Here is a 22,608-nt window from a genome sequence, read left to right as displayed (position 1 = left end):
ACGGGACGGTGTTAAAGGTTGCTGTGATCGCCGTCCAGTCTACGACACGGCGAAGGCCGGGCCCGAATCGGGTCCGGCCTTCGCCGAGTCGTGCGCGGCGGGTCAGCGGCGCGCGGGTCCGCGCAGCACGCGGGAGGCCACGACGAGCGCTGCCGCGATCAGCACCACGTTCTTGAAGATGTACTGGCCGGTGAGCGTCGGGCCGACCGGGCCGAAGACCTCTGCCGGCAGCAGCACGATCGGCGACAGGATGCCCACGAATGCGAGCGCGAGGACGACGAGGCCGACGCGGGCGAAGGCGCCGCCGGCGATGAGGAGCGCACCTGCGGCGACCTCGATGACCGCCGTGGCGACGAGCGCGGCCTGCCCGTTCACCAGGCCGAACGTGAGCTTCTCCCACGTGCGGCTGACGAGGGCCTCGACCGGGCTCGCGCCGGGGAAGAGCTTGAGGGCCCCGAAGACGAGGAACACCGCGCCGAGGGCGACGCGCAGCGCCGGGATGCTCCAGCGCTGCAGCGAGGCCTTCACGGCGGCCTCGGCGCGGGCCTCCCACTGGAGGAGGGAGTTGAGCGGGTTCGGGCGAGCGGTGGACGCGGGGACGACGCCGCCGGCGCCGTGGATGGGAACGGTGGTCATGGCGTGATTCCTTCGGGTTCTGATCGCCCGCGATCGCGGGCACGGTGATCAGGACCCGCCGCAGACACGGGGTGATACGAACCGGCGCAGATCAGCGCCCACCCCACACAAGACCCGACGGGAGAACGCCGGCCCGTTGTAGAGGATCTACAACGAGCCGGCGTTGCGGGTTCGTCAGGCCGCGGGGGTCGTCGCCGCGCGGTACAGGTCGTCCTCGACCTGGGACGCCCGGATCGGGTGCCCCTGGCTCGTCAGGCACTTCCCGCTCGCGAGGTCCCACTTCCAGTCGTGCAGCGAGCACGTGAGCACGCCGTCCTCGATCTTCCCCGTCTTGGTGAGATCGGCGCGCAGGTGCGGACAGCGGCGCTGCACGATCCAGTCGCCGAGCTGGGCGTCCTCGGTCTGGTCGGTCTGCTCGGCGTACCAGTTCTCGACGTACTCGATGCGGTCCCGCGAGAGGCACTTGAGGAAGGTGGTGAGGAACTCGTTGAACTTGCCGCTGCGGCCGACGGCGAACTGCATCGACAGGAAGATCGAGTTGGACCAGTCGATCTCGTGGTCGGCGATGTTGGTCGAGACCAGATCTGCGGGGATCGTGTACCAATAGATGCACTCGTCGCCGTCGGCGTACTCGCGCACCTTGGCCTTCGGAAAGTCCACGACCATGTCGAGCTCGCCGATGCGGAAGCGCACCACACCGCCCACGCCGCTGCGGATCGTGCGGGCGCGGCGCAGCAGCGGCTCCCACCACTCCTTGATCGCGGCGAGCATCTCGTCGGGCGCGAGCACGGCCGCGCGCGAGGCCTCCTCAGCGCGGATCTCATCCTGGCGGGAGTCGCGCTGCTCGGCCAGGTACGCCCACTTGTCGTCGAAGATGCGATCGATCTCGGCCTGCGTGTAGAGCGTCTGCGTGACCGAGATCTCGCCGCCGTTCAGCTCCACGACCGTGCCCGGCACGAACTCGTAGCCCTTCTGCTCGGGACGCAGCTGCGCCATGTGCGCGAGGAACTGCCGCTGGTCGGTGAAGATCGAGTCGTCGTCGATGCCGTAGCCGTTGTACTTGAAGAGCTCTTCGCGCAGGAACATCGGCGGCCCCGCCATCGGGAAGACGTGCTCGGCGTCGACCTTCTCGATGTAGTACATCGCGCGCTTGTTCTGCGCGTCGCGCTTGAGCTTGGCGAAGTTCTGCTTGGCGTCCTGAGGGAGGTCGTAGACCATCGGCCACCAGATCGCGCCCGACACCTGCGTGAAGTACGCCTCGGGCTTGGAGAACGACATCAGCTTCTCGAGGTCGAGCGGGTGCGAGTCGTTCTGGTTCAGGATGCTGGCGGTGCCGTCGTCGACCGACAGCGACGAATCGCCGATCGGCCCGTCGCTCGGCGCCCGCAGCGGCGTGACCATGACCTTGAGGTCGCCGAACTCCAGCGGCACGCCGGCCTGCGTGTAGACGATGTTGTCGTAGCCGAGGCGGCGAAGATCCTGCTCGAGGTCGTCCGTCGGGTAGTCCGGCAGCAGCACTTTGATGGTCTTCGGCACATGCTTCTGCATGAGCGCCGGGTCGAAGTGGTCGCGGTGGCGGTGGGAGATGTAGAGGAAGTCGGCCTTGCCGTAGGTCGACCAGTCGAGCGCCCGGTTGTCGGGGAACGGGAACCACGACCCGAAGAAGGTCGGCCCGATGACGGGGTCGCAGAGAATGCTTCCTCCCGCCGTCTCGATGAACATTCCGGCGTGGCCGAGGCCCGTGATGCGCATGGGGTTGCCCTCCTGTCGAACCAGACGAGTCTAGGTGAGGCTCGCGGGGCGTACCGGATCGCCCGCCGTGCAAAACCGGATCCGGCCCCGCGGGGGCGGTGCAGGATCAGTCGTCGAAGAGCCCGCGGATGTCGTCGGCGGTGAGCGCCTGCCCGAACAGCGCGTCGTCGTCCATCACCGAGCGGAACAGCCGCGCCTTGCGCTGCTGCAGCGCCATGACCTTCTCCTCGATCGTGCCGTTCGCGATGAGCCGGTACACCATCACGCTGCGGCGCTGGCCGATGCGGTGCGCGCGGCCTGTGGCCTGCGCCTCGGCGGCGGGGTTCCACCACGGGTCGAGCAGGAACACGTAGTCCGCCTCGGTCAGCGTCAGACCGAACCCGCCGGCCTTGAGGCTGATGAGGAACACCGGCGCCTCTCCCCCGCGGAACGCGGCGACGGCGGCGTCGCGGTCGCGCGTCGATCCGTCGAGGTACGCGTACGGGATGCCGCGTGCCTCGAGTTCCTTGGCGACCAGGCCCAGGAACGACGTGAACTGGCTGAAGACGAGGGCGCGGTGCCCCTCGGCCAGTGCCTCGTCGAGCTGTTCGAAGAGCGCGGCGAGCTTGCTCGGGGCGATGCTTGCGTGCGCCGGGTCGACGAGCTCGGGTGCCAGGCTCAGCATGCGCAGGAGCGTCAGGGATCGGAAGACGATGAACCGGTTGCGGTCGAGGTCGTCGAGGAGTCCGAGCACCTTCTGGCGTTCGCGCTGCAGCACGGTGTCGTACAGGGCGCGATGGGCGGCGCCCAGCTCGATGCGCACCTCCTGCTCCTGCTTGGCGGGGAGGTCGGCGGCGACGAGCTCCTTCGTGCGCCGCAGCACGAGCGGACGGATGCGGCGCCGCAGTCGCGCCAGGCGACCGGCGCGGTACTCGCCTCCCTCCTGGTTCTCGGGGACCTTGCCCTTCTCGATCGGCCCCACGTACTCCTCGCGGAACCGCCGGCTCGAGGCGAACAGCCCCGGCGCCGTGAGCGACAGCAGCGCCCACAGCTCGGTGAGGCTGTTCTCGAGCGGCGTGCCGGTCACGGCGAACACGACGTCCGCGGACAGATCCCGCGCGGCGCGATACGCCTTGGTCTGGCTGTTCTTCACGAACTGCGCCTCGTCGAGGATGAGACCCGCCCACGGCACCGCGGCGAACTCGCGCTCGTCGAGGCGGAGCAGGGCGTACGACGTGACGACGATGTCGGCCGAGGCCGCGGCATCCGTCACCGTCGTTCCGCGCTTCGCGCGCGTCGCGTCGACGACCGCGACCCGCAGATCGGGCGTGAAGCGGGCAGCCTCGCTGCGCCAGGTCGAGAGCACCGATGTCGGCGCCACGACGAGGAACGGCCGCGCCTCGCCGGACTCTCGGGCATGGGCGATCAGGGCGAGCAGCTGGAGCGTCTTGCCGAGTCCCATGTCGTCGGCGAGGATGCCGCCCAGGCGGTGCTCCCAGAGGAAGGCGAGCCAGTCGTACCCCGCCCGCTGGTAGGGGCGCAGCTCGGCGTGGAGCGCCGACGGCAGAGGGGTTGCGGGCACACCGTCGGCGTCGCGCAGCGCCTCCACCGTCGCGCGCCAGGACACCGCAGGCTGGGCCTCGTCGGCGAGGTCTTCGAAGTCCGCCCAGAGTGCCGTCTGGTAGCGGCTGATGCGCGGCCCGGTCTCCCACTCCTCGAGCTCGCCGGCTTCGTCGATGAGGTCGCGCAGGCGCTGCAGCGAGGGATGTGAGAGCGAGAAGTACGCGCCGTCGCTCAGCAGGATCTTCTTGCGCCCCCGCGACAGCGCCGTGAACAGCGTGCCGAACGGGATGCGGCGGCCGTCGATCGTCACCACGACACCCAGGTCGAACCAGTCCGGATCGTTCGTCTCGACCGTCGTCACGTCGATGCGCGGGTCGCCGGCGAGCTCCCTGTACTGCGGCCGCTCCCCCGAGATCTCGACGCTCACGTCGGCGTCCGCTTCGAGAAGCGGCAACAGGCGCGCCGCGAACTCCGCCGCGTCGAGGCCCGTCAGCGTGTCGGCGGAGGCGAAGTCGGCGGACGCGTGCCCCTGCCACAGCGACTCGACGCGGCCGCGGATCGCCGTCTCGGCCGCGGCGTCACGATCCGCTCCGGTCGAGTCGAGTCCGCGGAGATCGCCGTCGCCGTACCGCCATGAGAGCGTGTAGACGAGCCGGTGGTTCGGCTCGAAATGCACACGTGCGACGAGCCGCGGCCGAGGCGGCGGGGCGATGTCGAGGCCGGGCGCATCGATCTCGACCCGGCGCGCGATCCGCGGCAGATGGTCGCGGACGAACTCCTCGGCCTCCGGCCCCGGCACGACGACGGCTTCACGCGCCGTGAGGAGCGCGGGAACCGGGTCCGGCAGTTCCACTGCGGCGAGGACGAGGGTGATGCGCTCGCGCTCGGCCGAGAACCGGTACACGCCGGTGCGTCCGACCGGGCGCAGGGCGGCGGCATCCGCGCGCTCGCCGTCGATCGTGACCACGGGCGCGATCTCGAGCCCGCGGCCGGTGCGGTGCGCCTGCACGGTCACCGCCGCCGACGTCGCGAGGGCGACCGCCGCGGTGCGCTTGGTGGGAACGAGCGGCACGCCGCGATCCGCCGCCGCGGCCAGATGCGGCCAGAGCAGGCTCGACTCGATGTCGTCGAGGGTCAGCCACTCCGAGACGTCGGAGAACGCGCCGAACGAGCGGACGTCGCGGCCGATGCTGTGCAGCTCCGCGAACCAGCGCGCCTGCGCGGGGTCGTAGGCGGTGGTCGGCCGGCGCAGCGCGTCCCACGAGACGCCGCCTTTGATCCACGTGTCGGAGCGGGCCGAGCGCTCAAGCGGGCGCAGGCCGACGAGCACGTCCGCCCCGTGCTGGTGCAGGCTCCGCGGCGTCGCCGACTCGACGCGCGCCGGCGCCCAGGTCGACGCGCCGCGCCGAATGCGCTGCCGGAGCTCGACGCCGAGGGCGAGCGCGGTGCGGGCCCGGTCCGCCGGTGCGGCAGGGGTGAACACGTCGCGCCATGACGAGCCGCGGTCGGCGGCAGGTGCGGCGGAGGCGAGGCGGTTGCCCGCGAGAAGGGTCGCGACCGTGTGCTTGCAGTCGAACTGCACCGGGCACGTGCAGGATGTCGCCGCGATGGGGTGATCGACGCGTTGCGGGTCGAGCCGCACGCGGCAGCGGTACGTCCGGCCACCGCTGCCTGCCACCACCGCCTCGATGACCGACGTGAGCGGGTCCCACTCGAGGCGCTCGACGGCGCCGTCGGCGAAGTAGCCGAGGCCGCGCTCGTACGTGCCGCTGTCGACGAACCGGCGGATGTGCCCGGGGTCGACGAACGGAGGGGGTCCGACAGGCGGCGGGGTCACGGCATCCATCCTGCCCGCTCCCGCCGACACCCGGACGGGCGCCCGCTCGTCGTCAGCTCGCGCGCGCGATGCGGGCGAGGACGCCGTGCACGAAGGGGCCCGACTCGTCGGACGAGAACTCCTTGACCAGCTCGACCGCCTCGTCGATCGCGACAGCGGTGGGCACCTCGTCGTTGTAGAGGATCTCCCACGCGCCGATGCGCAGCACGGCACGGTCGACCGCGGGCATGCGGGCGAGCGTCCAGTCCTTCGCGAACGTCGTGATCTGCTCGTCGATGGCGTCCTGGTTGTCGATCACGCCGTCGACGATCTCGCGCGCGTAGAGCCACGAGGCCTGACGTGCGGGCTCGTTCGCCGCGCGCTGGGCTTCGGCGGCGAGGACGGTCGCCGGCGTGTCGCCGCGGACGTCGGCCTGGAACAGGATGTCGAGCGCGCGCTTGCGCGCCTTCGTACGGGCACTCATCTGTCAGCGACCGCCGACGTCAGTTGACGCGGCCGAGGTAGTCGCCCGTGCGGGTGTCGACCTTGACCTTGGTGCCGGTCTCGACGAAGAGGGGAACCTGGATCTCGTAGCCGGTCTCGACGGTGGCGGCCTTGGTGCCGGCCGACGAGCGGTCGCCCTGCAGACCCGGCTCGGTGTAGGTGATCTCGAGGACGACGGATGCCGGGAGCTCGACGTACAGCGGGTTGCCGTTGTTGAGAGCGATCTGCACCTGCTGGTTCTCGAGCAGGAAGTGGGCCGCGTCGCCGACCGTCGCCGCGCCGACGTTGATCTGGTCGTAGTCCGCGACGTCCATGAACACGAAGTTGTCGCCGTCGTTGTAGAGGTAGGTGAAGTCGCGGCGGTCGACGTTCTCGATGTCGATCTTCGCGCCGGCGTTGTAGGTGCGGTCGACGACCTTGCCCGAGACGACGTTCTTGAGCTTCGTGCGGACGAAGGCGCCGCCCTTGCCCGGCTTGACGTGCTGGAACTCGATGACGTTCCAGAGCTGTCCGTCGATCGACAGGACGACGCCGTTCTTGATGTCTGCGGTGGAAGCCATGAGGGTACGAATCCGTTTCGTTGAAGTGCGTGGAGGCGATCGCTGCCCCGTGAACGAGATCAGGGGTCGGAAATGCCGACGTTCGATTCTACGGGATGCCTGGTCCCCGGCCGATTCGTCAGCCCTCGGCCTGCCCGGTGAGGATGTCGATGAGGCGCGCGACCGCCGTCGCATAGCCGGGCACACCCTCTCCGATCACGTGGACCACGGCGACATCGGCGACGTACGAGTGGTGGCGGAACTCCTCGCGCGCCCTCACATCCGAGATGTGCACCTCGGCCACCGGCAGGGCGACGCCCGCGAGGGCGTCGCGCAGCACGACGGAGGTGTGGGTCAGACCGCCGGGGTTGATGACGATGCCGGCGCAGTCCTGTCGCGCGTCGTGGATCGCGTCGAGGAGGACCCCCTCGTGGTTGCTCTGGACGGCCCGCACCTCGAAGCCGCGCCGGGCGGCAGCATCCGTCGTCACGCGCACGACGTCCGCCAGTGTCTCGGTGCCGTAGATCCCGGGCTCCCTGGTGCCCAGGAGGTTCAGGTTGGGGCCGTTGACGAGCAGGAGGCGGCGAGGGGCGGTCATGCTCGCACGATATCAGCGCGCGCGGCGCCGGCTCGCTGCGCGGAGAGCCGGACGGGCGCGTTGCCGGCGCCGTACCCGTCGTACCGGCCGCGGCGCTCGACGAACTCGCAGAACAGGTCGCCGACCGTGGCTGTGTAGAAGTGCAGGTACTCGCCCTGCGCGTCGCGGTCGAAGACGAGGTCGAGCTCGCGGAGCGTCGCGAGGAACCCGTCGTCGAGGTCGAACCGTGCGGCGAGATCCTCGTAGTAGTTGCGCGGGATCGGCAGCGGGTGCAGGCCCCTCGCCTTGGCGGCGCGCGCGAGCGCCACGATGTCGTCGCACGCGAAGGCGACGTGCTGCGGCATGGCGGCCGGTCGCCCCGACAGGATCGGCGGCGACACGTTGAGCGGGATGCGGATGGAGCCGTCCGGGGATTGGATGACGCGGCTCTGCACGAGACCCTGCGGGCTCGCCACCTCCGTCGAGCTCGCCGTCGGAAGTTCGAGCACCGAGGAGAAGAACAGGATCGCCTCATCGACGACCTGCCAGGGCTGGCCGAGGCTCACGTGGTCGACGGCGGTGATGGGACTGTCGCGCAGCGGTTCGCCGTGCTCGAACTCGGCGGCCCACGTCGGTTCGATCTCGGTGCCGCGCGACGACCAGAAGATCTCGGTGCCGTCCGGCGCGGTGCCGCCGTCGAGCAGCTGCTCCCCCGCGTACGTGCGTCGGTAGGCGAACGGCGTCCCCAGCTCGGCGGCCCGCGCGGTGAGCGCGGCGGCGTCGGGGACGTCGAACCCGACCGCCGCGATGTGCGGGTCGAGGTCGCGGGCGTGCTGCTCGTTGAGCACGACGCGTGCGTCGCCGGCCGTCCACAGCGTGACGGGCTTCGTGCGGTGCTTGCCGCGCGGCGTGAACCCGACCGTCTCCAGGAGCGCCTCGATGCTCGAGGTGTCCTCGGCCTTGATCTCGACGAAATCGAATCCGACGGGCGTGCCGCCGTCGGCGAGCGTCTCGAAGTCGGCGGGCGCGGCGCTTCCGAGCTCCCGTGCGACGGCGTCTTCGAGCCAGCGCAGGGACCTCCGCGCGTGGACGGCGGTCCCTCTCACGTCGACCTGCCGGAAGGTGTCGTTGAAGACCTCGAGAGACACCGGGCCGTCGTAGCCGGCGCGCACGACGTGGGTGAGGAAGCGCGTCAGATCGAAGCTCCCCTCGCCGGGGAAGAGGCGATGGTGCCGGCTCCACGACAGGACGTCCATCGAGAGCGCGGGCGCATCGGCGAGCTGAAGGAAGAAGATGCGGTCGCCCGGGATGTCTTCGATCGCCTCCGGGTCGTGGCCGCGGGAGAGGATGTGGAAGGAGTCGAGGCAGACGCCGACGGCTGGGTGGTCCGCGAGCTGTACGATCCGCCACGCACGGCGGTAGTCGTCGATGTACCTGCCCCACGCCAGCGCCTCGAAGGCGATCCGGACGCCGTACTCCTGCGCGAGATCACCGAGCCGGCGAAGCTGGGATGCCGACACCGCGTCGTCGTCGATCGTCGCGGTCGCCACGTTGCTGCAGCAGAGCACGACGTCGATCCCCAGCCGCCGCATGAGGGAGAACTTCGCTTCCGCGCGCCGCAGCACGTCCTGGAATGCCGGTTCGTCGACTCCCTCGACATCGCGCATCGGCTGATACAGGTCCAGCGTCAGCCCGAGGCGCTCCGCGAGAGCACGCACCTCCTCCGGGCTCTCCGGCGCCGACACGAGGTCGGGCTCGAAGATCTCGACGCCGTCGAAGCCTGCTGCGGCCGCAGCGTGCAGCTTCTCGACGAGCGTCCCGCTCATGCACACCGTCGCGATGGAGGTCCTCATGGCGTCACAATGTACCAGTTGGTACATTGTGACGCACCCCCTCCCTCACGGGCGCCGCGTCTGCCGCCCACTATCCTGGCGATCGTGCCCCCCGTTACCCGCGATGCCGAGCGGACGCGAGCCGAGCTCCTCGCGGTCGCGACAGAGGTGTTCGCCGAGGAGGGGTATTCCGGGGCCCGCGTGGACGACATCGCCGAGCGCACGCGCACGACGAAGCGGATGATCTACTACTACTTCGGCGGCAAGGAGCAGCTCTACCTGGCGGTGCTCGAGAACGCTTACCAGGGCATTCGGGAGGCTGAGCAGGCGATCGATGTGGATCATACGGATCCCGTCGCGGCGATCCGCCGGCTCGCGGAGCTCACGTTCGACCACCACGTGACGCACGACGCCTTCATCCGGCTCGTGGCCATCGAGAACATCCATCGCGGCGAGTTCATCCGGCGGATCGACTCGCTCCGCACGCTTGCCCAGCCCGCGAAGACCCTTCTCGACGAGATCCTCGAACTCGGCCGCGCGGCAGGTGTCTTCCGCGAGGATGTCGACGCGATCGACGTCCACCTCGTCATCAGCGCCTACTGCGTGTTCCAGATCGCCAACCAGTACACGTTCGGCTACCTCTTCGACGTGTCGTTCACCGATCCCGAACGCCGCCGCCACCTGCGATCCCTCATCGGCGACGTCGTCGTCGGCTGGCTCACGAACGCCTCGCGGTAACCGGCGCGCCCGCCGTCGCCCACTCGATCCCGGGACCCGGTCGCGCTTGACATCGACGATCTGTCATGATTTTCTCTGAACGTACCAGTTAGTACATAGATGTACCGGTCCGACGAAGGAGTGCCATGAGCCAGACACCGCCGTACCTCGTCGGGCTCGTCGGAACGGGCGTGACGCCTTCCCTGACGCCTGCGATGCACATGGCCGAAGCCCGCGCCCTCGGCCTCGACTACGTGTACCGGACCATCGACCTGACGACCCTCGGCCTTGCTCCCGACCAGCTGCCGGACATCCTCGCGTGGGCGCGTCGCCTCGGGTTCGACGCCCTCAACGTCACCCACCCGTGCAAGCGTCTCGTGCTCGAGTACCTCGACCGCGTCGACCCGCTCGCCCAGGCGCTCGGCTCGGTCAACACCGTGCTCTTCACCGACGAGGGGCTCGTCGGCCACAACACCGACACCACCGGCTTCGAGACGGCGTTCCGCACGGGCCTTCCGCGCGCGTCGGTCGATGACGTGACGCTGCTGGGGGCGGGCGGTGCCGGCTCGGCCGTCGCAGACGCCCTGCTCCGCGTCGGGACCCGCCGTCTGTCGGTCGTCGACATCGACGCCGAACGGGCTGAGGAGCTGGCGGCCGACCTGGCGTGTCGGCATGCGGTCGAGGTGCGCCACGCCACGACGGATGCGCTCCCGGACCTCCTCGCGTCGGCCTCGGGGCTGGTGCACTGCACGCCGACCGGCATGAAGGAGCACCCCGGCATGCCGTTCTCCCCCGACCTGCTGCGGCCCGAGCTGTGGGTCGCCGACATCGTCTACCGGCCCCTCGACACCGCGCTCCTGCGCGCTGCCCGCGACGCCGGCTGCGCCACGCTCGACGGCGGAAGCATGGCGGTCCACCAGGCCGTCGACGCCTTCCGCCTCATCACGGGCCACCAGCCCGACCCTGCCCGCATGATCCGCCACTTCCACGACCTCGTTGCGCCGCACCCTGTGCCGGCGTGACACTCACAAGAGAAGGACGACCGATGACCACCACCGCAACGACGCGGAAGACCCCCGTGAAGGCGGCTGTCGCCAGCTTCATGGGCAGCGCAGTGGAGTACTACGACTTCTTCCTGTTCGGCTCCGCCGCAGCGCTCATCTTCCCCACCGTCTTCTTCCCGTCCGACAATCAGGCCGCCCTCGTCATGTCGTTCGCGACGTTCGGCTTCGCCTACATCGCGCGGCCTGTCGGCGCCGTCATCCTCGGCCACTTCGGTGACCGCATCGGTCGGCAGAAGGTCCTCATGTTCACCCTGCTGCTGATGGGGATCTCGACCTTCACGATCGGCTGTCTCCCGGGCTACGAGCAGATCGGCTGGGCCGCCCCGGCGCTGCTGGTGCTGTGCCGGCTCATGCAGGGCCTCTCGGCCGCCGGCGAGCAGGCGGGTGCGTCGTCGCTCACGCTGGAGCACGCGCCCGACGACCGCCGGTCCTTCTTCACGTCGTGGACCCTCACGGGCACCCAGGGCGGCCAGATCCTCGCCGCGCTGATCTTCATCCCGGTCGTCGCGCTCCCTGACGAGATCAAGTACACGTGGGGCTGGCGCGTGCCGTTCTGGCTGAGCGCGGTCGTGGTGCTGGTCGCCTTCTTCATCCGGCGGACGCTGCACGAGACGCCCGAGTTCGAGCAGGCGAAGGCGGAGGGCAGGATCGCACGGATGCCGCTCATCCCGCTTCTGCGCGACCACTGGCGCGACGTGCTCCGTGTCATCTGCTGCGCGTTCATCGCCGCCGTCTCGACGGTGTTCGGCAACCTCGCCATCGCCTACGGCGTCGAGGTCGGGCTCAACGCCGCCATCACGCTCTGGCTCGTCGTCGTCGCGAACTTCGTCGCGATCGGCACGCAGCCCCTGTTCGCCGCTCTGGCCGACCGCATCGGCCGCAAGCCGGTGTTCATCTACGGCGCGCTCTCGTCAGCGGTGTTCATGCCCTTCTACATGCTGTCGATGGGGGCGGGGAACGAGTTCGTGACGTTCCTGCTCGCGGTGCTCACGTTCTCGTTCGGGTACGCCGCTGCGAACGCCGTGTGGCCGTCGTTCTACGGCGAGATGTTCAGCACGCGCGTGCGGTTCTCGGGCATGGCGATCGGCACGCAGCTCGGGTTCCTCATGGCGGGCTTCGCCCCGTCCATCGTCACGGCGCTGGGTGGCGTGCAGGAGGGCGGTTGGGTCGTCATCAGCGTCTTCACCGCGGTGATCTCACTCATCGCGACCGTCAGCGCCCTCACGGCACACGAGTCGAAGAGCATCCCCACGGCCGAGCTCGGCCTCCGCTCCGAGAAGCGCGAGGCGCTCGTGCCGGCTGCCTGAGCCCCGCGGCCGTCGCAGGCCCCGTCCCGCGATGCGGGCGGGGCCTTCGCGGTCATGGCAGCGGGCGCGCCATCACGATCTCGGGACCGATGACGCTGGTGAACGTCTCGCCCGTGGGCACGAAACCCGCCCGGCGATACGCCCCCTGGGCACGGGGGTTGTCCCGGTGCACGTCGAGGCTGAGCCGGGTGAGGCCGAGCGACGTCACCCATTCCGCGGCGGCGGCCAGCAGGAGGTCGATCGCTCCCGTGCCGCGATGAGCCGGGTTGACGTAGACCCCGACGACATCCGCCCGACGGTCGTCGACGAAGCGGCCCAGGTGATCGGTCTGCCCGGTCGCGCGGACGAGCACGGAGAGGCTGCCCACCCACGCGTCGTCCACCACCGCCACGAACTGCGCGGCGGTCTCGCTCCCGGCGGCCAGTTCGGCGCGCTCACGCCAGAACTGCTCCGAGCGGGCCGCGACCTGCGCCGGCGTCTCGAGGAAGGCGATGTTCGCGTCGGGATCGCTCGTGGATTCGAGCCGCAGCTCGCGTACCGCTTGCCACTCATCGGAGCGGACGCGGCGCACGGCCACACTGCTCACCCCGCGACCTCCTGGTACGCGGCGAAGAGCAGCGACTCGTCCGGCGCCTGCAGCACCGTGGGCTTGGCGATGTCGTCGAGCACGATGAAGCGCAGCATCGCGCCGCGGCTCTTCTTGTCGCGCTGCATGGACGACAGCAGCTGGGGCCACGCGCCGGGGCGGTAGCTCGTCGGCAGGCCGAGGGACTCGAGGATGTCGCGGTGGCGCTGGGCGGCGGCATCCGGAAGCCGGCCCGCGAGGCGCGACAGCTCGGCGGCGAACACCATGCCCACGGAGATCGCGGCGCCGTGACGCCAGCGATAGCGCTCGGCGTGCTCGATGGCGTGGCCCAGGGTGTGGCCGTAGTTGAGGATCTCGCGCAGGCCCGCCTCGCGGAGGTCCTCCCCCACGACCCGCGCCTTCATCTCGATGGCGAGCTCGATGGTGCGACGGAACGCGGCGCTCTGCGGGTCGACCGCGTTCTCGGGGTCGGCCTCGATCAGCTCGAGGATCTCGGGGGCCCAGATGAAGCCGGCCTTGACGACCTCGGCGTAGCCGGCGACGCGCTCGTTGCGCGACAGGCTGTCGAGCAGGTCGAGGTCGCAGATCACGGTTCGCGGCGCCCAGAACGCGCCCACGAGGTTCTTGCCCTCGGCGGTGTTGACTCCGGTCTTGCCGCCGACGGCGGCGTCGACCATGCCCAGCACCGTGGTCGGCACCTGTACGACCTCGACGCCCCGCAGCCACGTCGCGGCCACGAACCCGGCGAGGTCGGTCACCGCTCCCCCGCCGAACCCCACGACGGCGTCGGTGCGGGTGAAGTCCGCCTTGCCCATGACCTGCCAGCAGAAGGCGGCCACTTCGATGCGCTTGCCCGCTTCGGCGTCGGGGATCTCGGCGAGAAGCACCTCGCGGTCGGCCATGAGCTGGGCGCGCAGGCGCTCCGCCTCGGCGGCGAGGGTCGGCGGATGGATCACGAGCACCTTGCGCGCGGCGGGCGGCAGCGCCTCGCCGACGGACGACAGGATGCCGTGTCCCACGGTGATGTCGTAGCTCGCGTCTCCGCTCACGGTGATGGTCGTGGCATCCGTCACTTCGGGTCCTCCTGATCGTTCCCGCCACGCACCCACGCGACCAGGGCGTCGACGACGTCCTGCAGCGGACCGGTGGAGGTGTCGAAGGTGATGTCGGCCAGCTCCTCGTAGACGGGCCGGCGCTCTTCGAAGATCGCGGTCCAGCGCTCGATCGCATCGTCGCCGCCCTGCAGCAGCGGCCGGTTCGAGTCGCGGACACGGCCCGCGACGACCCGCGGGGAGACGGTGAGCAGCACGACGCGATGCCCGGCGAGGTCGGCGCGCGTCTCGGGGTTCAGCACGGCGCCGCCGCCCAGCGAGACCACCCCGCCGCTCGCGAGCCCTTCGACCACGGCGGCGCGCTCGGCGGCGCGGAACTGCGCCTCACCGCGCTCGACGAACAGCTGGTCGATCGGTCCGTGGTCGCGGACGACCGCGGCGTCGGTGTCGAAGAACGGAAGGCTCAGCGCGCGCGCCACCTTCTTGCCGATGCTCGTCTTGCCGGCCCCCATGGGACCGATGAGCACGACGGCGTCAGAGGGCGAGGTCATGGTCGGCGAGGCCGGCGTCGCTGGCCGCGGCACTGCGCAGTGCGTCGGGGATCGCCGCGAGGTAGCCCTCGATGTTGCGGCGCGTCTCGGCGACGCTGTCGCCCCCGAACTTCTCGAGCACGACGTCGGCCAGCACGACCGCGACCATCGCCTCCGCGACGACTCCCGCTGCGGGCACGGCGCACACGTCGGAGCGCTGGTGGTGGGCCGAGGCGGCGTCGCCGGTGGCGACGTCGACCGTGCGCAGCGCCTTCGGCACCGTGGCGATCGGCTTCATGCCGGCGCGCACGCGCAGCACCGTGCCGGTCGACATGCCGCCCTCGGTACCGCCTGCCTTGTCGCTCGAGCGCGTGATGCCGTCGTCGGCGACGAACAGCTCGTCGTGCGCGGCGGAGCCGCGGCGGCGCGTGGTCTCGAAGCCATCGCCGACCTCGACGCCCTTGATGGCCTGGATGCTCATGAGCGCCTGCGCGAGCTTCGCGTCGAGGCGGCGGTCCCAGTGCACGTGCGAGCCGAGCCCCGGAGGCAGCCCGTAGGCGAGCACCTCGACGATGCCGCCCAGCGTGTCGCCGTCCTTGCGGGCGTCGTCGACCTCGGCGACCATGGCCGCGCTCGTGGCGGCGTCGAAGCAGCGCAGCGGGTCGGCGTCGAGCGCGTCGACGTCGTCGGGAGTCGGCAGCGCCGAGCCCTCGGGGACCTGCACCGGGCCGATCGACAGGGTATGGCTGACGAGACGGATGCCGAGCTCGGCCAGGAACGCTCGTGCGAGTGCGCCGAGGGCGACCCGGGCGGCGGTCTCGCGGGCGCTCGCGCGCTCGAGGATCGGGCGAGCCTCGTCGAAGCCGTACTTCTGCATGCCGACGAGGTCGGCGTGACCGGGGCGGGGGCGCGTGAGCGCGGCGCCGCGTCCGCGCGACTTCTCCGTGAGGTCCGCGGGCTCGGCGCTCATGACCTCGACCCACTTCGGCCATTCGGTGTTGCCGATGCGCAGCGCGATGGGGCTGCCCAGGGTCGTGCCGTGCACGACGCCGGACGAGATCGTGAGCTCGTCCTCCTCGAACTTCATCCGCGAACCGCGGCCGTAGCCGAGCTTGCGGCGCGCGAGATCCGCCTGGATCGCGGCGCGGGAGATGGGGACGCCCGCAGGCAGGCCCTCCATGACGGCGACGAGTTCGGGGCCGTGCGATTCGCCGGCCGTGAGCACGCGGAGCATTGGTCCAGTCTCCCACGCCCCGGGGGGCCGTTACGCCGCGGCGTGCTCGCCGAGCGCGTGGCGCATCGCCTCCAGCGCCTCCGCCTCGCGATCGAGGGGCGTGTCGGACTCGCCGTGCCGGAAGATCCGGATCTGCAGCAGAGCCTGGTGCAGCAGCATCCCGAGTCCCGAGCGGGCGGTGCCGCCCGCGCGCTCCCACGCGGCCGACAGCGCGGTCGGCCAGTGTCCGTACACGACGTCGAGAAGGTGGCCGCCGGAGCGGGCGAGGGCGTCGGCCGCGGCATCCGGAACCGGTGCGTCGCCCGGAAGCGTCGCGATCGTGAGCGGCACGTCGGCACGAACGGATGCGGCGAACGGCGTGGCCGTCACGGCGATGCCGATGCGGCGGCCGAGGTCGGCGAGCGGCGCGACGGCTTCGGGGCGGCGGGCGACCACGTCCACCTCGCGGGCGCCGAGCTCTCCGAGTGCGACCAGGGCGGAGGTCGCGGTGGCGCCGGCGCCGACGATCCGCGCCCGCGGCGCCGTCATGATGCCGTCGTCGGCGAGGGTGCGGACGATGCCGCCCACGTCGGTGTTGAAACCGCGGGCGCCGTCGGCGTCGAGCAGCAGCGTATTGACCGCGCCGGTCAGCTCGGCGCGGGGGTCGAGCACCGCAGCGGCCGCGAACGCGACCCCCTTGAGCGGCATCGTGAGCGAGAGGCCCCGCCAGGCGTCGTCGAGCCCGGCGAGCTCGCCGGCGAAGGACCCCTCGTCCACCCGGCGGCGTCCGTAGGTCCAGTCGAGCCCGAGAACGTCGTACGCCGCGGCGTGCAGCTGCGGCGAGCGGCTGTGCGCGATCGGGTCGCCCCAGACCTCCAGGCGCGACGCGTGGGGGTTCAGCACCCCTGGTCCGGGTTGTCGCGGCACCACTGCTGCCACTGCTCGACGTACTTCAGATGCTCGCTGTAGGTCGAGCTGAACTGCGTCTCGCCGGTGAGAAGGTTCACCGTCACGAAGTAGAGCCAGGGGCCGTCCGCCGGATGCATCGCGGCGTCGATCGCAACGTCTCCCGGGTTGGCGATCGGGCCGACGGGAAGTCCCGTGTGGACGTAGGTGTTCCACGGGTTGGGATCGTTGAGGGCCTCCTCAGACGAACTGACCGTCCCGTCGTGCATCTCGCCGTAGCCGTACTGCGCCGTGGAGTCCATCTGGAGCTTGCCGAATGTCTCCTGGTTGTTCGCGTCCAGCCGGTTGAGGATGACGCGCGCCACCTTCTGCATGTCGGCCCCGGAGCTGGCCTCACGCTGAACGACGGAGGCCGTCGTGAGGATCTCCTGGCGCCGCTCGACAGGCACACCGGCGGCGTCGAGCGACTGGAGCGTGCGGTCGACGAGCGTCTGGATGGCCGACTGCGCGGTGACGGTCGGGTCGAAGGTGTAGGTCGCCGGGAAGAGCCAGCCTTCGAGCGGCTGTCCGCCTGCCGCGACGACGTCCGGGTCTGCGGGCACGCCGTACGCCGACGAGTCGGCAGCCGCCGCGGTGAGCTCTTCGAGCGGGATGCCGGTGCCCTCCGAGATCCGTGCAAGCGTCTGCTCGACGGTGTAGCCCTCGGGGATCTGGGCGGTGAACTCCTGCTTGTTGGCGGGATCCATGAGCGCGGCGAGGGCTGCTTCGCTCGTCATCTGCTTCTGGAGCTTGTAGACGCCCGGCTGAAAGGTGGGGTTCTGCCCGCTCGTGATGAGGAAGTCGTAGAACGCGTCGGGCGTCTTCGTCACGCCCGCGTCGTACAGCGACTGCGAGATGGGCGAGCCGGTGTCGCCCTGGGCGATCGTGACGAACGTCTCGCCGTTCGCCAGCCCCGCTTCGTAGTCCTTGGGCTCTTCCCAGCCCATCACCTCGCGGATCTTGTCTTCGTAGGTGTTCCAGACGTACAGGCCGCCGGCCGCGATGCCGCCGAGGATCAGCAGCACGACGCCGAGCGCGATCCAGCCGCCGATGCGCCGGCGCTTCTTGTTCGGCGGCGGCGGGGCGTGCCCGATCTCGCTCGTGGACGCCGATCCGCTGAAGAGGTCCTCGAGCGAACCGGTGGAGGGCGCGGGCTCGTCGGCCGCGTCCCGCGCGTGCCCCGCGGATGCAGCAGCCGCCATCGAGGTCGCGGGAGCGGCTGCGGGCGCCGCCCCTCCGCGGCTGTACGGCATCGCCGGGCTGACGCCCGCCGACGCGAAGATCCACGGGTCGTCCTCGACGGGCGACGCGACGTCGATCGGCTCCGTGGTCGGGCGCGGTGTGCGCAGCGGCACCGGCTGGAAGCCGCTGCCCTGCGCCGGCTGGGCGGCGGAAGCCGCGGCGGGAGCGGTGGCAGCGGTCCCAACAACGGGCGTGGCGCCGGTGATGAGCGATTCCCACGTGGCGGCCGGGGCGGCGGGCGTCGCCGGTGCCGCGGGAGCGGCAGCCGGCGTCGTCGGCGTCTGGCCCGTCGTCGCCTGTCGCGCGGCGGCCTCGCGGGCGGCGCGGCGCGACGGGGGTACGGCGTCGCCGTCGGGCGATGAATCGGGCATCAGGCGGGCTCCTGGGGGACGGGGGTTCCGGGAGGTCGTCCGGTGCTCTTCTCGACGTCGAGCGCTTGCTGGAGCAGGACGACCGCGGCGACCTGGTCCACGATGTTACGCGACGAACGCTGGGTTCTGCCCGAACTGCGCAGTGCCGCGTGTGCAGAGACCGTGGAGAGCCGTTCGTCGACGAGGCGCACGGGGAGCCCGGATGCCGCCGCCAGGGCCGCAGCGAAGTCCCGGGCGTCCTGTGTCGACGCCGTGTCTTCGCCCCGCATGTTCAGCGGCAGGCCGACGTAGAGCTCGACCGCCGAATACTCGTCGGACAGCGCCACGATGCGGGGCACCGATGCCTCGTCACGCGGCACCGTCTCGACCGGAGTGGCGAGCAGACCGTCGGGGTCGCACTTCGCGACCCCGACCCGGGCCTTGCCCACATCGATGCCGAGCCGCGTGCCGCGCCTGAAGCCGCTCACGCGCCGAGGGCGTCCTTCACCGAGACCAGTGCCGCGGGCAGGGCCGCAGCATCCGTTCCACCGCCCTGGGCGACGTCGTCGCGGCCACCGCCGCCGCCGCCGAGCACGCCGGCGGCGCCCTTGGCGAGGACGCCCGCCTTGGCGCCCGCTGCGCGGGCCGCGTCGTTGGTGGCGACGATCACGACGGGGCGCTCGTTCACGACCGCGCCGAGCGCGACCACCGCGGCCTCGGAGCCGAGGCGCTCGCGCACCTGCAGCGCCAGCGAGCGGACGTCGTCGGCGGATGCGGCGGTGCCGAGCGACTCGGCGACCACGACGGTGTCGCCGACCCGCGTCGCCGTGGCGGCGAGGGCCGGGAGCCGGTCGCCGAGAGCCTTGGCTTCGAATGCCGCGATCTTCTTCTCGGCGGCCTTGAGGCTCGCCTGCAGCTCGGCGATGCGCGCGGGCAGCTGCTCGCGCGGCGCCTTGAGCGAGGTCGTGAGCTGCGATACGAGGGCGCGCTCGGCCGCGAGGGAGCGGAAGGCGTCAAGACCGACCAGCGCCTCGACGCGGCGGTTCGACGCGCCCACCGACGATTCGCCGACGAGGTTGATCAGCCCGATCTCGGCGCTCGTCGACACATGCGTGCCGGCGCAGAGCTCGCGCGACCACGGGCCGCCGATGTCGACCATGCGCACGGTGTCGCCGTACTTCTCGCCGAACAGCGCCATCGCGCCGAGCGAGCGCGCCTCGTCGAGCGGCAGGACGCGCGTCGTCACCTCGAGGTTGTCGCGCACCGCGTTGTTGGCGATCTCCTCGATCTCGGTCTTGGTCTCGTCCGACAGCGACTGGCCCCACGAGAAGTCGAAGCGCATATAGCCGGCGCGGTTGAGCGATCCGGCCTGCGTCGCGGTCTTGCCGAGCGTGTCGCGGAGCGCGGCGTGCACAAGGTGCGTCGCTGAGTGCGCCTGACGGGCGGCGCGGCGGTTCGCAGCATCCACTACCGTCGTCGCCGCCTGACCGACGCCGACCTCTCCCGTCGACACCTCGACGGTGTGGCTGATGAGGCCCGGCACCGGCTTCTGCACGTCGAGCACCTCGAGCTCGTAGCCCGGTCCGACGATGACGCCCTTGTCGGCGACCTGGCCGCCCGACTCGGCGTACAGCGCGGTCTCGGCGAGGATCACCTCGGCGATCTGGCCGACGCTCGCGCGGTCGACCGACACGCCGTCGACGAGGATGCCGAGCACCTGCGACTGGGCCTCGAGATCGGTGTAGCCGGTGAAGACGGTCTCGCCCTGCGCCCGCAGGTCGCGGTACACGCTCGTGTCGGCGAGCTGGCGCTTGCGCGCCCGCGCGTCGGCCTTGGCGCGTGCGCGCTGCTCCTGCATGAGGCCGTCGAACGCCGCGCGGTCGACACTGAGGCCCGCTTCTTCGGCGATCTCGAGCGTCAGGTCGATCGGGAAGCCGTACGTGTCGTGCAGCAGGAACGCCTCGGCGCCGGTGAGGGTCGTGCCGCCGGAGGCCTTCGTCTCGGAGAGCGACTCGTCGAGGATCGACTCCCCCGCCGCGAGGGTGCGCAGGAACGTCGCCTCTTCCGCGAGGGCGTACTGCGAGATGCGGGCCCAATCGGTCTCGACGACCGGGTAGGCGGCCCTCATGGCGTCGCGCGATGCGGTGAACAGCACCTCGAACGTCGGCCCGTCGACGCCGAGCAGGCGCATCGACCGGATCACACGGCGCATGAGACGGCGCAGGATGTAGCCGCGGCCGTCGTTCGAGGGCGTGACGCCGTCCGACATCAGCATGAGCGACGAACGGACGTGGTCGGCGACCACGCGGAAGCGCACGTCGTCGTCGTGGTTCGCGCCGTACGTGCGGCCTGACAGTTCGACAGCTTTGTCGAGCACCGGACGCACCTGGTCGGTCTCGTACATGTTGTCGACGCCCTGCTTGATGAAAGCGATGCGCTCCAGACCCATGCCGGTGTCGATGTTCTTGTTCGGCAGCTCGCCGACGATGTCGAAGTCGTACTTCGAGCGCACGTTCGTGATCTCGTACTGCATGAACACGAGGTTCCAGATCTCGACGTAGCGGTCGTCGTCGGTCGCAGGGCCTCCGTCGATGCCGTACTCGGGGCCGCGGTCGAAGAAGATCTCCGAGCAGGGGCCCGCGGGTCCCGGCAGGCCGGTGCTCCAGTAGTTCGTGTCCTTGCCGAGGCGCTGGATGCGCTCCTCGGGCAGGTCGGTGAGCTTCAGCCAGAGGTCGTGGGCCTCGTCGTCCTCTTCGTAGACGGTGACCCACAGGTCCTTCTGGTCGAAGCCGAGTCCGCCGTCGGCCTCGGGCGAGGTCAGCAGATCCCACGCGTAGCGGATCGCGCCTTCTTTGAAGTAGTCGCCGAACGACCAGTTGCCCAGCATCTGGAAGAACGTGCCGTGACGCGGGGTCTTGCCGACCTCTTCGATGTCGTTGGTGCGGATGCACTTCTGGTTGTCGGCCGCGCGCGGATACGGCGCAGGCACGTCGCCCGACAGATACGGGATGAACGGCACCATGCCCGCCACGGTGAACAGCAGCGCCGGGTCGTCGGTCACCAGCGATGCCGAGGGGACGATGGTGTGGCCGTTCTTCTCGAAGTAATCGAGGAAGCGCTGTGCGATCTCGGCGGTCTTCATGCGGGTCCTTGCGTGTGCGTGCGAATGCGTGCGTGTTCGGGGAGTGTGGCGGGGTTCGAGCGTGCCGGCGGCGCGCCGCCGCCGGGGCGTCTCAGTCGGCGATCTTGCGGGCCGCGTCGTCGACGGCGTCGGCGACGTTCCCGACGGCGTCGGCCGTTGCCGCCCGCGCGCTCGACGCGGCGTCGGCGGCGGCATCCCTCACGTCGTCGACGAGGCCGGCGAAGCGGGCCTCCTGTTCGCGGTACGCGTCGCCCATGCGGTCGGTGAACTCCGTGATGCGGGCGTCGACGTCGGCGAGGATCTCGTGGCCGCGCGGGTCCTTGTTGACCAGGTGGGCGAGAACGAAACCGCCGGCGATGCCGAGCAGGAACCACAGGAGGTTCTTCATGTCACCACTTCCTCGCGGGCCGCCGGGGCGCGGCATCAACCCATCGTATGCGGAAACGACGAAGGGCGTCGGGTCTCCCCGACGCCCTTCGCGTGTTCGCAGAATTATCGAGCTGCGTAGTACTCGACGACGAGCTGGACGTCGCAGACCACGGGAACCTCGGCGCGCTTGGGGCGACGCACGAGACGGGCCTGGAGCTTGTCGAGCTCGACCTCGAGGTAGCCCGGAACGGGCGGCAGGACCTCGGCGTGACCGCCGAGCGCTGCGACCTGGAAGGGCTCGATGCCCTCGCTCTTGGCCTTGACGTGGATGAGCTGACCCGGCTTCACGCGGAACGACGGGCGGTCGACGAGCTGGCCGTCCACGAGGATGTGGCGGTGCACGACGAGCTGGCGCGCCTGCGCGGTGGTGCGGGCGAAGCCGGCGCGCAGCACGAGGGCGTCGAGACGCATCTCGAGCTGCTCGACGAGGTTCTCACCCGTCAGGCCCTGGGTGCGACGGGCCTCGTTGAACTGGATGCGCAGCTGCTTCTCGCGAATGCCGTACTGCTCGCGCAGACGCTGCTTCTCGCGGAGGCGGACGGCGTAGTCGCTGTCCTGCTTGCGCTTGGTGCGGCCGTGCTCACCCGGCGCGTAGGGGCGCTTCTCGAGGTACTTGGCTGCCTTGGGGGTCAGCGCGATGCCGAGGGCGCGGGAGAGGCGGACCTTGCGGCGGTCCTGGGACTTCGTTGCCACGAAGTGTTCCTTTCGATGACGCGGCCGTGTCTTTCACGGCCCGCGGACGTATCGCCCTGTCTTCGCCCTGTCCGGACTGCACGCCGGGGCATGCCGGAAGGTAGGTCAGGAAGAGAGGGGATGCCCGAAAACTGCGTTTC

The 22,608-nt window shown here is 70.6% G+C and carries 20 protein-coding genes; 3 read left to right on the top strand and 17 right to left on the bottom strand.

What is annotated here, in order from left to right:
• Positions 1-102: 102 nt before the first annotated feature.
• The 7 genes from Q9R33_RS14115 to Q9R33_RS14085 form a co-directional block, all read right to left on the bottom strand.
• A complete protein-coding gene (locus Q9R33_RS14115) occupies positions 103-636 on the bottom strand; it encodes a DoxX family protein (protein WP_311294167.1) in 534 nt (177 codons plus the stop codon).
• A gap of 174 nt (positions 637-810) precedes the next feature.
• On the bottom strand, positions 811-2,388 hold the full coding sequence (locus Q9R33_RS14110) for a Rieske 2Fe-2S domain-containing protein (RefSeq protein ID WP_056367275.1): 1,578 nt from the start codon (positions 2,386-2,388) through the stop codon (positions 811-813).
• A gap of 106 nt (positions 2,389-2,494) precedes the next feature.
• On the bottom strand, positions 2,495-5,767 hold the full coding sequence (locus Q9R33_RS14105; protein WP_311294166.1) for an SNF2-related protein: 3,273 nt from the start codon (positions 5,765-5,767) through the stop codon (positions 2,495-2,497).
• A gap of 52 nt (positions 5,768-5,819) precedes the next feature.
• Positions 5,820-6,230: a transcription antitermination factor NusB gene (nusB, locus tag Q9R33_RS14100; protein ID WP_056367276.1), complete on the bottom strand. Its 411-nt coding sequence runs from the start codon at positions 6,228-6,230 to the stop codon at positions 5,820-5,822.
• Positions 6,231-6,249: 19 nt separating this feature from the next.
• A complete protein-coding gene (efp, locus tag Q9R33_RS14095) occupies positions 6,250-6,810 on the bottom strand; it encodes an elongation factor P (RefSeq protein WP_056367277.1) in 561 nt (186 codons plus the stop codon).
• A gap of 118 nt (positions 6,811-6,928) precedes the next feature.
• On the bottom strand, positions 6,929-7,387 hold the full coding sequence (gene aroQ / locus Q9R33_RS14090) for a type II 3-dehydroquinate dehydratase (RefSeq protein ID WP_310246552.1): 459 nt from the start codon (positions 7,385-7,387) through the stop codon (positions 6,929-6,931).
• Positions 7,384-9,219 carry a TIM barrel protein gene (locus tag Q9R33_RS14085; RefSeq protein WP_310246554.1) on the bottom strand — a complete coding sequence of 612 codons (1,836 nt, stop codon included), beginning with the start codon at positions 9,217-9,219 and terminating at the stop codon, positions 7,384-7,386. The genes aroQ and Q9R33_RS14085 overlap by 4 nt, the downstream gene beginning before the upstream one ends.
• A gap of 84 nt (positions 9,220-9,303) precedes the next feature.
• On the opposite strand from Q9R33_RS14085, the gene Q9R33_RS14080 reads away from it, so the two are divergent.
• From Q9R33_RS14080 to Q9R33_RS14070, 3 genes are all read left to right on the top strand, one after another.
• A complete protein-coding gene (locus tag Q9R33_RS14080; RefSeq protein ID WP_235560145.1) occupies positions 9,304-9,936 on the top strand; it encodes a TetR/AcrR family transcriptional regulator in 633 nt (210 codons plus the stop codon).
• A 125-nt stretch (positions 9,937-10,061) separates the two neighbouring features.
• Entirely contained in the window at positions 10,062-10,937 is an 876-nt protein-coding gene (locus Q9R33_RS14075; protein ID WP_311294165.1) for a shikimate dehydrogenase, read from the top strand.
• Between the two features lie 23 nt (positions 10,938-10,960).
• Positions 10,961-12,286 carry an MFS transporter gene (locus tag Q9R33_RS14070; RefSeq protein ID WP_056367281.1) on the top strand — a complete coding sequence of 442 codons (1,326 nt, stop codon included), beginning with the start codon at positions 10,961-10,963 and terminating at the stop codon, positions 12,284-12,286.
• Between the two features lie 52 nt (positions 12,287-12,338).
• Here Q9R33_RS14070 and Q9R33_RS14065 read toward each other — a convergent pair whose 3' ends face one another.
• The 10 genes from Q9R33_RS14065 to rpsD form a co-directional block, all read right to left on the bottom strand.
• Entirely contained in the window at positions 12,339-12,872 is a 534-nt protein-coding gene (locus Q9R33_RS14065) for a GNAT family N-acetyltransferase (RefSeq protein WP_056367282.1), read from the bottom strand.
• Complete coding sequence (gene aroB / locus Q9R33_RS14060) at positions 12,869-13,945, bottom strand: 3-dehydroquinate synthase (protein ID WP_056367283.1); 1,077 nt, start codon at positions 13,943-13,945, stop codon at positions 12,869-12,871. The genes Q9R33_RS14065 and aroB overlap by 4 nt, the downstream gene beginning before the upstream one ends.
• The gene (locus Q9R33_RS14055; RefSeq protein ID WP_056368251.1) at positions 13,942-14,475 is read right to left on the bottom strand and encodes a shikimate kinase; all 534 of its coding nucleotides are present in this window, start codon (positions 14,473-14,475) and stop codon (positions 13,942-13,944) included. The genes aroB and Q9R33_RS14055 overlap by 4 nt, the downstream gene beginning before the upstream one ends.
• Positions 14,459-15,688, bottom strand: a complete 1,230-nt coding sequence (aroC, locus tag Q9R33_RS14050) for a chorismate synthase (RefSeq protein WP_056367284.1) — start codon at positions 15,686-15,688, stop codon at positions 14,459-14,461. Before aroC ends, Q9R33_RS14055 begins: the two co-directional genes overlap by 17 nt.
• 30 nt (positions 15,689-15,718) lie before the next feature.
• Positions 15,719-16,570, bottom strand: coding sequence for a shikimate dehydrogenase (locus tag Q9R33_RS14045; protein WP_311294164.1), 852 nt, complete (start codon positions 16,568-16,570; stop codon positions 15,719-15,721).
• Complete coding sequence (gene mltG / locus Q9R33_RS14040) at positions 16,564-18,225, bottom strand: endolytic transglycosylase MltG (RefSeq protein WP_310246568.1); 1,662 nt, start codon at positions 18,223-18,225, stop codon at positions 16,564-16,566. Before mltG ends, Q9R33_RS14045 begins: the two co-directional genes overlap by 7 nt.
• Positions 18,225-18,692 (bottom strand): Holliday junction resolvase RuvX, encoded by a 468-nt coding sequence (ruvX, locus tag Q9R33_RS14035; RefSeq protein WP_056367287.1) that lies wholly within the window; start codon positions 18,690-18,692, stop codon positions 18,225-18,227. Before ruvX ends, mltG begins: the two co-directional genes overlap by 1 nt.
• The gene (alaS, locus tag Q9R33_RS14030) at positions 18,689-21,346 is read right to left on the bottom strand and encodes an alanine--tRNA ligase (RefSeq protein WP_310246570.1); all 2,658 of its coding nucleotides are present in this window, start codon (positions 21,344-21,346) and stop codon (positions 18,689-18,691) included. Before alaS ends, ruvX begins: the two co-directional genes overlap by 4 nt.
• A gap of 91 nt (positions 21,347-21,437) precedes the next feature.
• Positions 21,438-21,734 carry an ATPase gene (locus tag Q9R33_RS14025; protein WP_311294163.1) on the bottom strand — a complete coding sequence of 99 codons (297 nt, stop codon included), beginning with the start codon at positions 21,732-21,734 and terminating at the stop codon, positions 21,438-21,440.
• Between the two features lie 104 nt (positions 21,735-21,838).
• The gene (gene rpsD, locus Q9R33_RS14020; protein WP_056367290.1) at positions 21,839-22,468 is read right to left on the bottom strand and encodes a 30S ribosomal protein S4; all 630 of its coding nucleotides are present in this window, start codon (positions 22,466-22,468) and stop codon (positions 21,839-21,841) included.
• Positions 22,469-22,608 lie beyond the last annotated feature (140 nt).

Source organism: Microbacterium sp. PRC9 (assembly GCF_031844125.1).
Classification (GTDB): Bacteria; Actinomycetota; Actinomycetes; order Actinomycetales; family Microbacteriaceae; genus Microbacterium.
The sequence above is the reverse complement of the archived record's forward strand: the minus strand, read 5'-3'. Positions and strand labels throughout refer to the sequence as shown.

Excerpts from the sequence above, each read along its gene's own strand:
- Q9R33_RS14025 (WP_311294163.1), bottom strand. The coding sequence starts at position 21,734 with ATGAAGAACCTCCTGTGGTTCCTGCTCGGCATCGCCGGCGGTTTCGTT.
- mltG (WP_310246568.1), bottom strand. The coding sequence starts at position 18,225 with ATGCCCGATTCATCGCCCGACGGCGACGCCGTACCCCCGTCGCGCCGC.
- alaS (WP_310246570.1), bottom strand. The coding sequence starts at position 21,346 with ATGAAGACCGCCGAGATCGCACAGCGCTTCCTCGATTACTTCGAGAAG.
- Q9R33_RS14070 (WP_056367281.1), top strand. The coding sequence starts at position 10,961 with ATGACCACCACCGCAACGACGCGGAAGACCCCCGTGAAGGCGGCTGTC.
- Q9R33_RS14075 (WP_311294165.1), top strand. The coding sequence starts at position 10,062 with ATGAGCCAGACACCGCCGTACCTCGTCGGGCTCGTCGGAACGGGCGTG.
- efp (WP_056367277.1), bottom strand. The coding sequence starts at position 6,810 with ATGGCTTCCACCGCAGACATCAAGAACGGCGTCGTCCTGTCGATCGAC.
- Q9R33_RS14055 (WP_056368251.1), bottom strand. The coding sequence starts at position 14,475 with ATGACCTCGCCCTCTGACGCCGTCGTGCTCATCGGTCCCATGGGGGCC.
- nusB (WP_056367276.1), bottom strand. The coding sequence starts at position 6,230 with ATGAGTGCCCGTACGAAGGCGCGCAAGCGCGCGCTCGACATCCTGTTC.
- aroC (WP_056367284.1), bottom strand. The coding sequence starts at position 15,688 with ATGCTCCGCGTGCTCACGGCCGGCGAATCGCACGGCCCCGAACTCGTC.
- Q9R33_RS14085 (WP_310246554.1), bottom strand. The coding sequence starts at position 9,219 with ATGAGGACCTCCATCGCGACGGTGTGCATGAGCGGGACGCTCGTCGAG.
- Q9R33_RS14115 (WP_311294167.1), bottom strand. The coding sequence starts at position 636 with ATGACCACCGTTCCCATCCACGGCGCCGGCGGCGTCGTCCCCGCGTCC.
- aroQ (WP_310246552.1), bottom strand. The coding sequence starts at position 7,387 with ATGACCGCCCCTCGCCGCCTCCTGCTCGTCAACGGCCCCAACCTGAAC.
- Q9R33_RS14110 (WP_056367275.1), bottom strand. The coding sequence starts at position 2,388 with ATGCGCATCACGGGCCTCGGCCACGCCGGAATGTTCATCGAGACGGCG.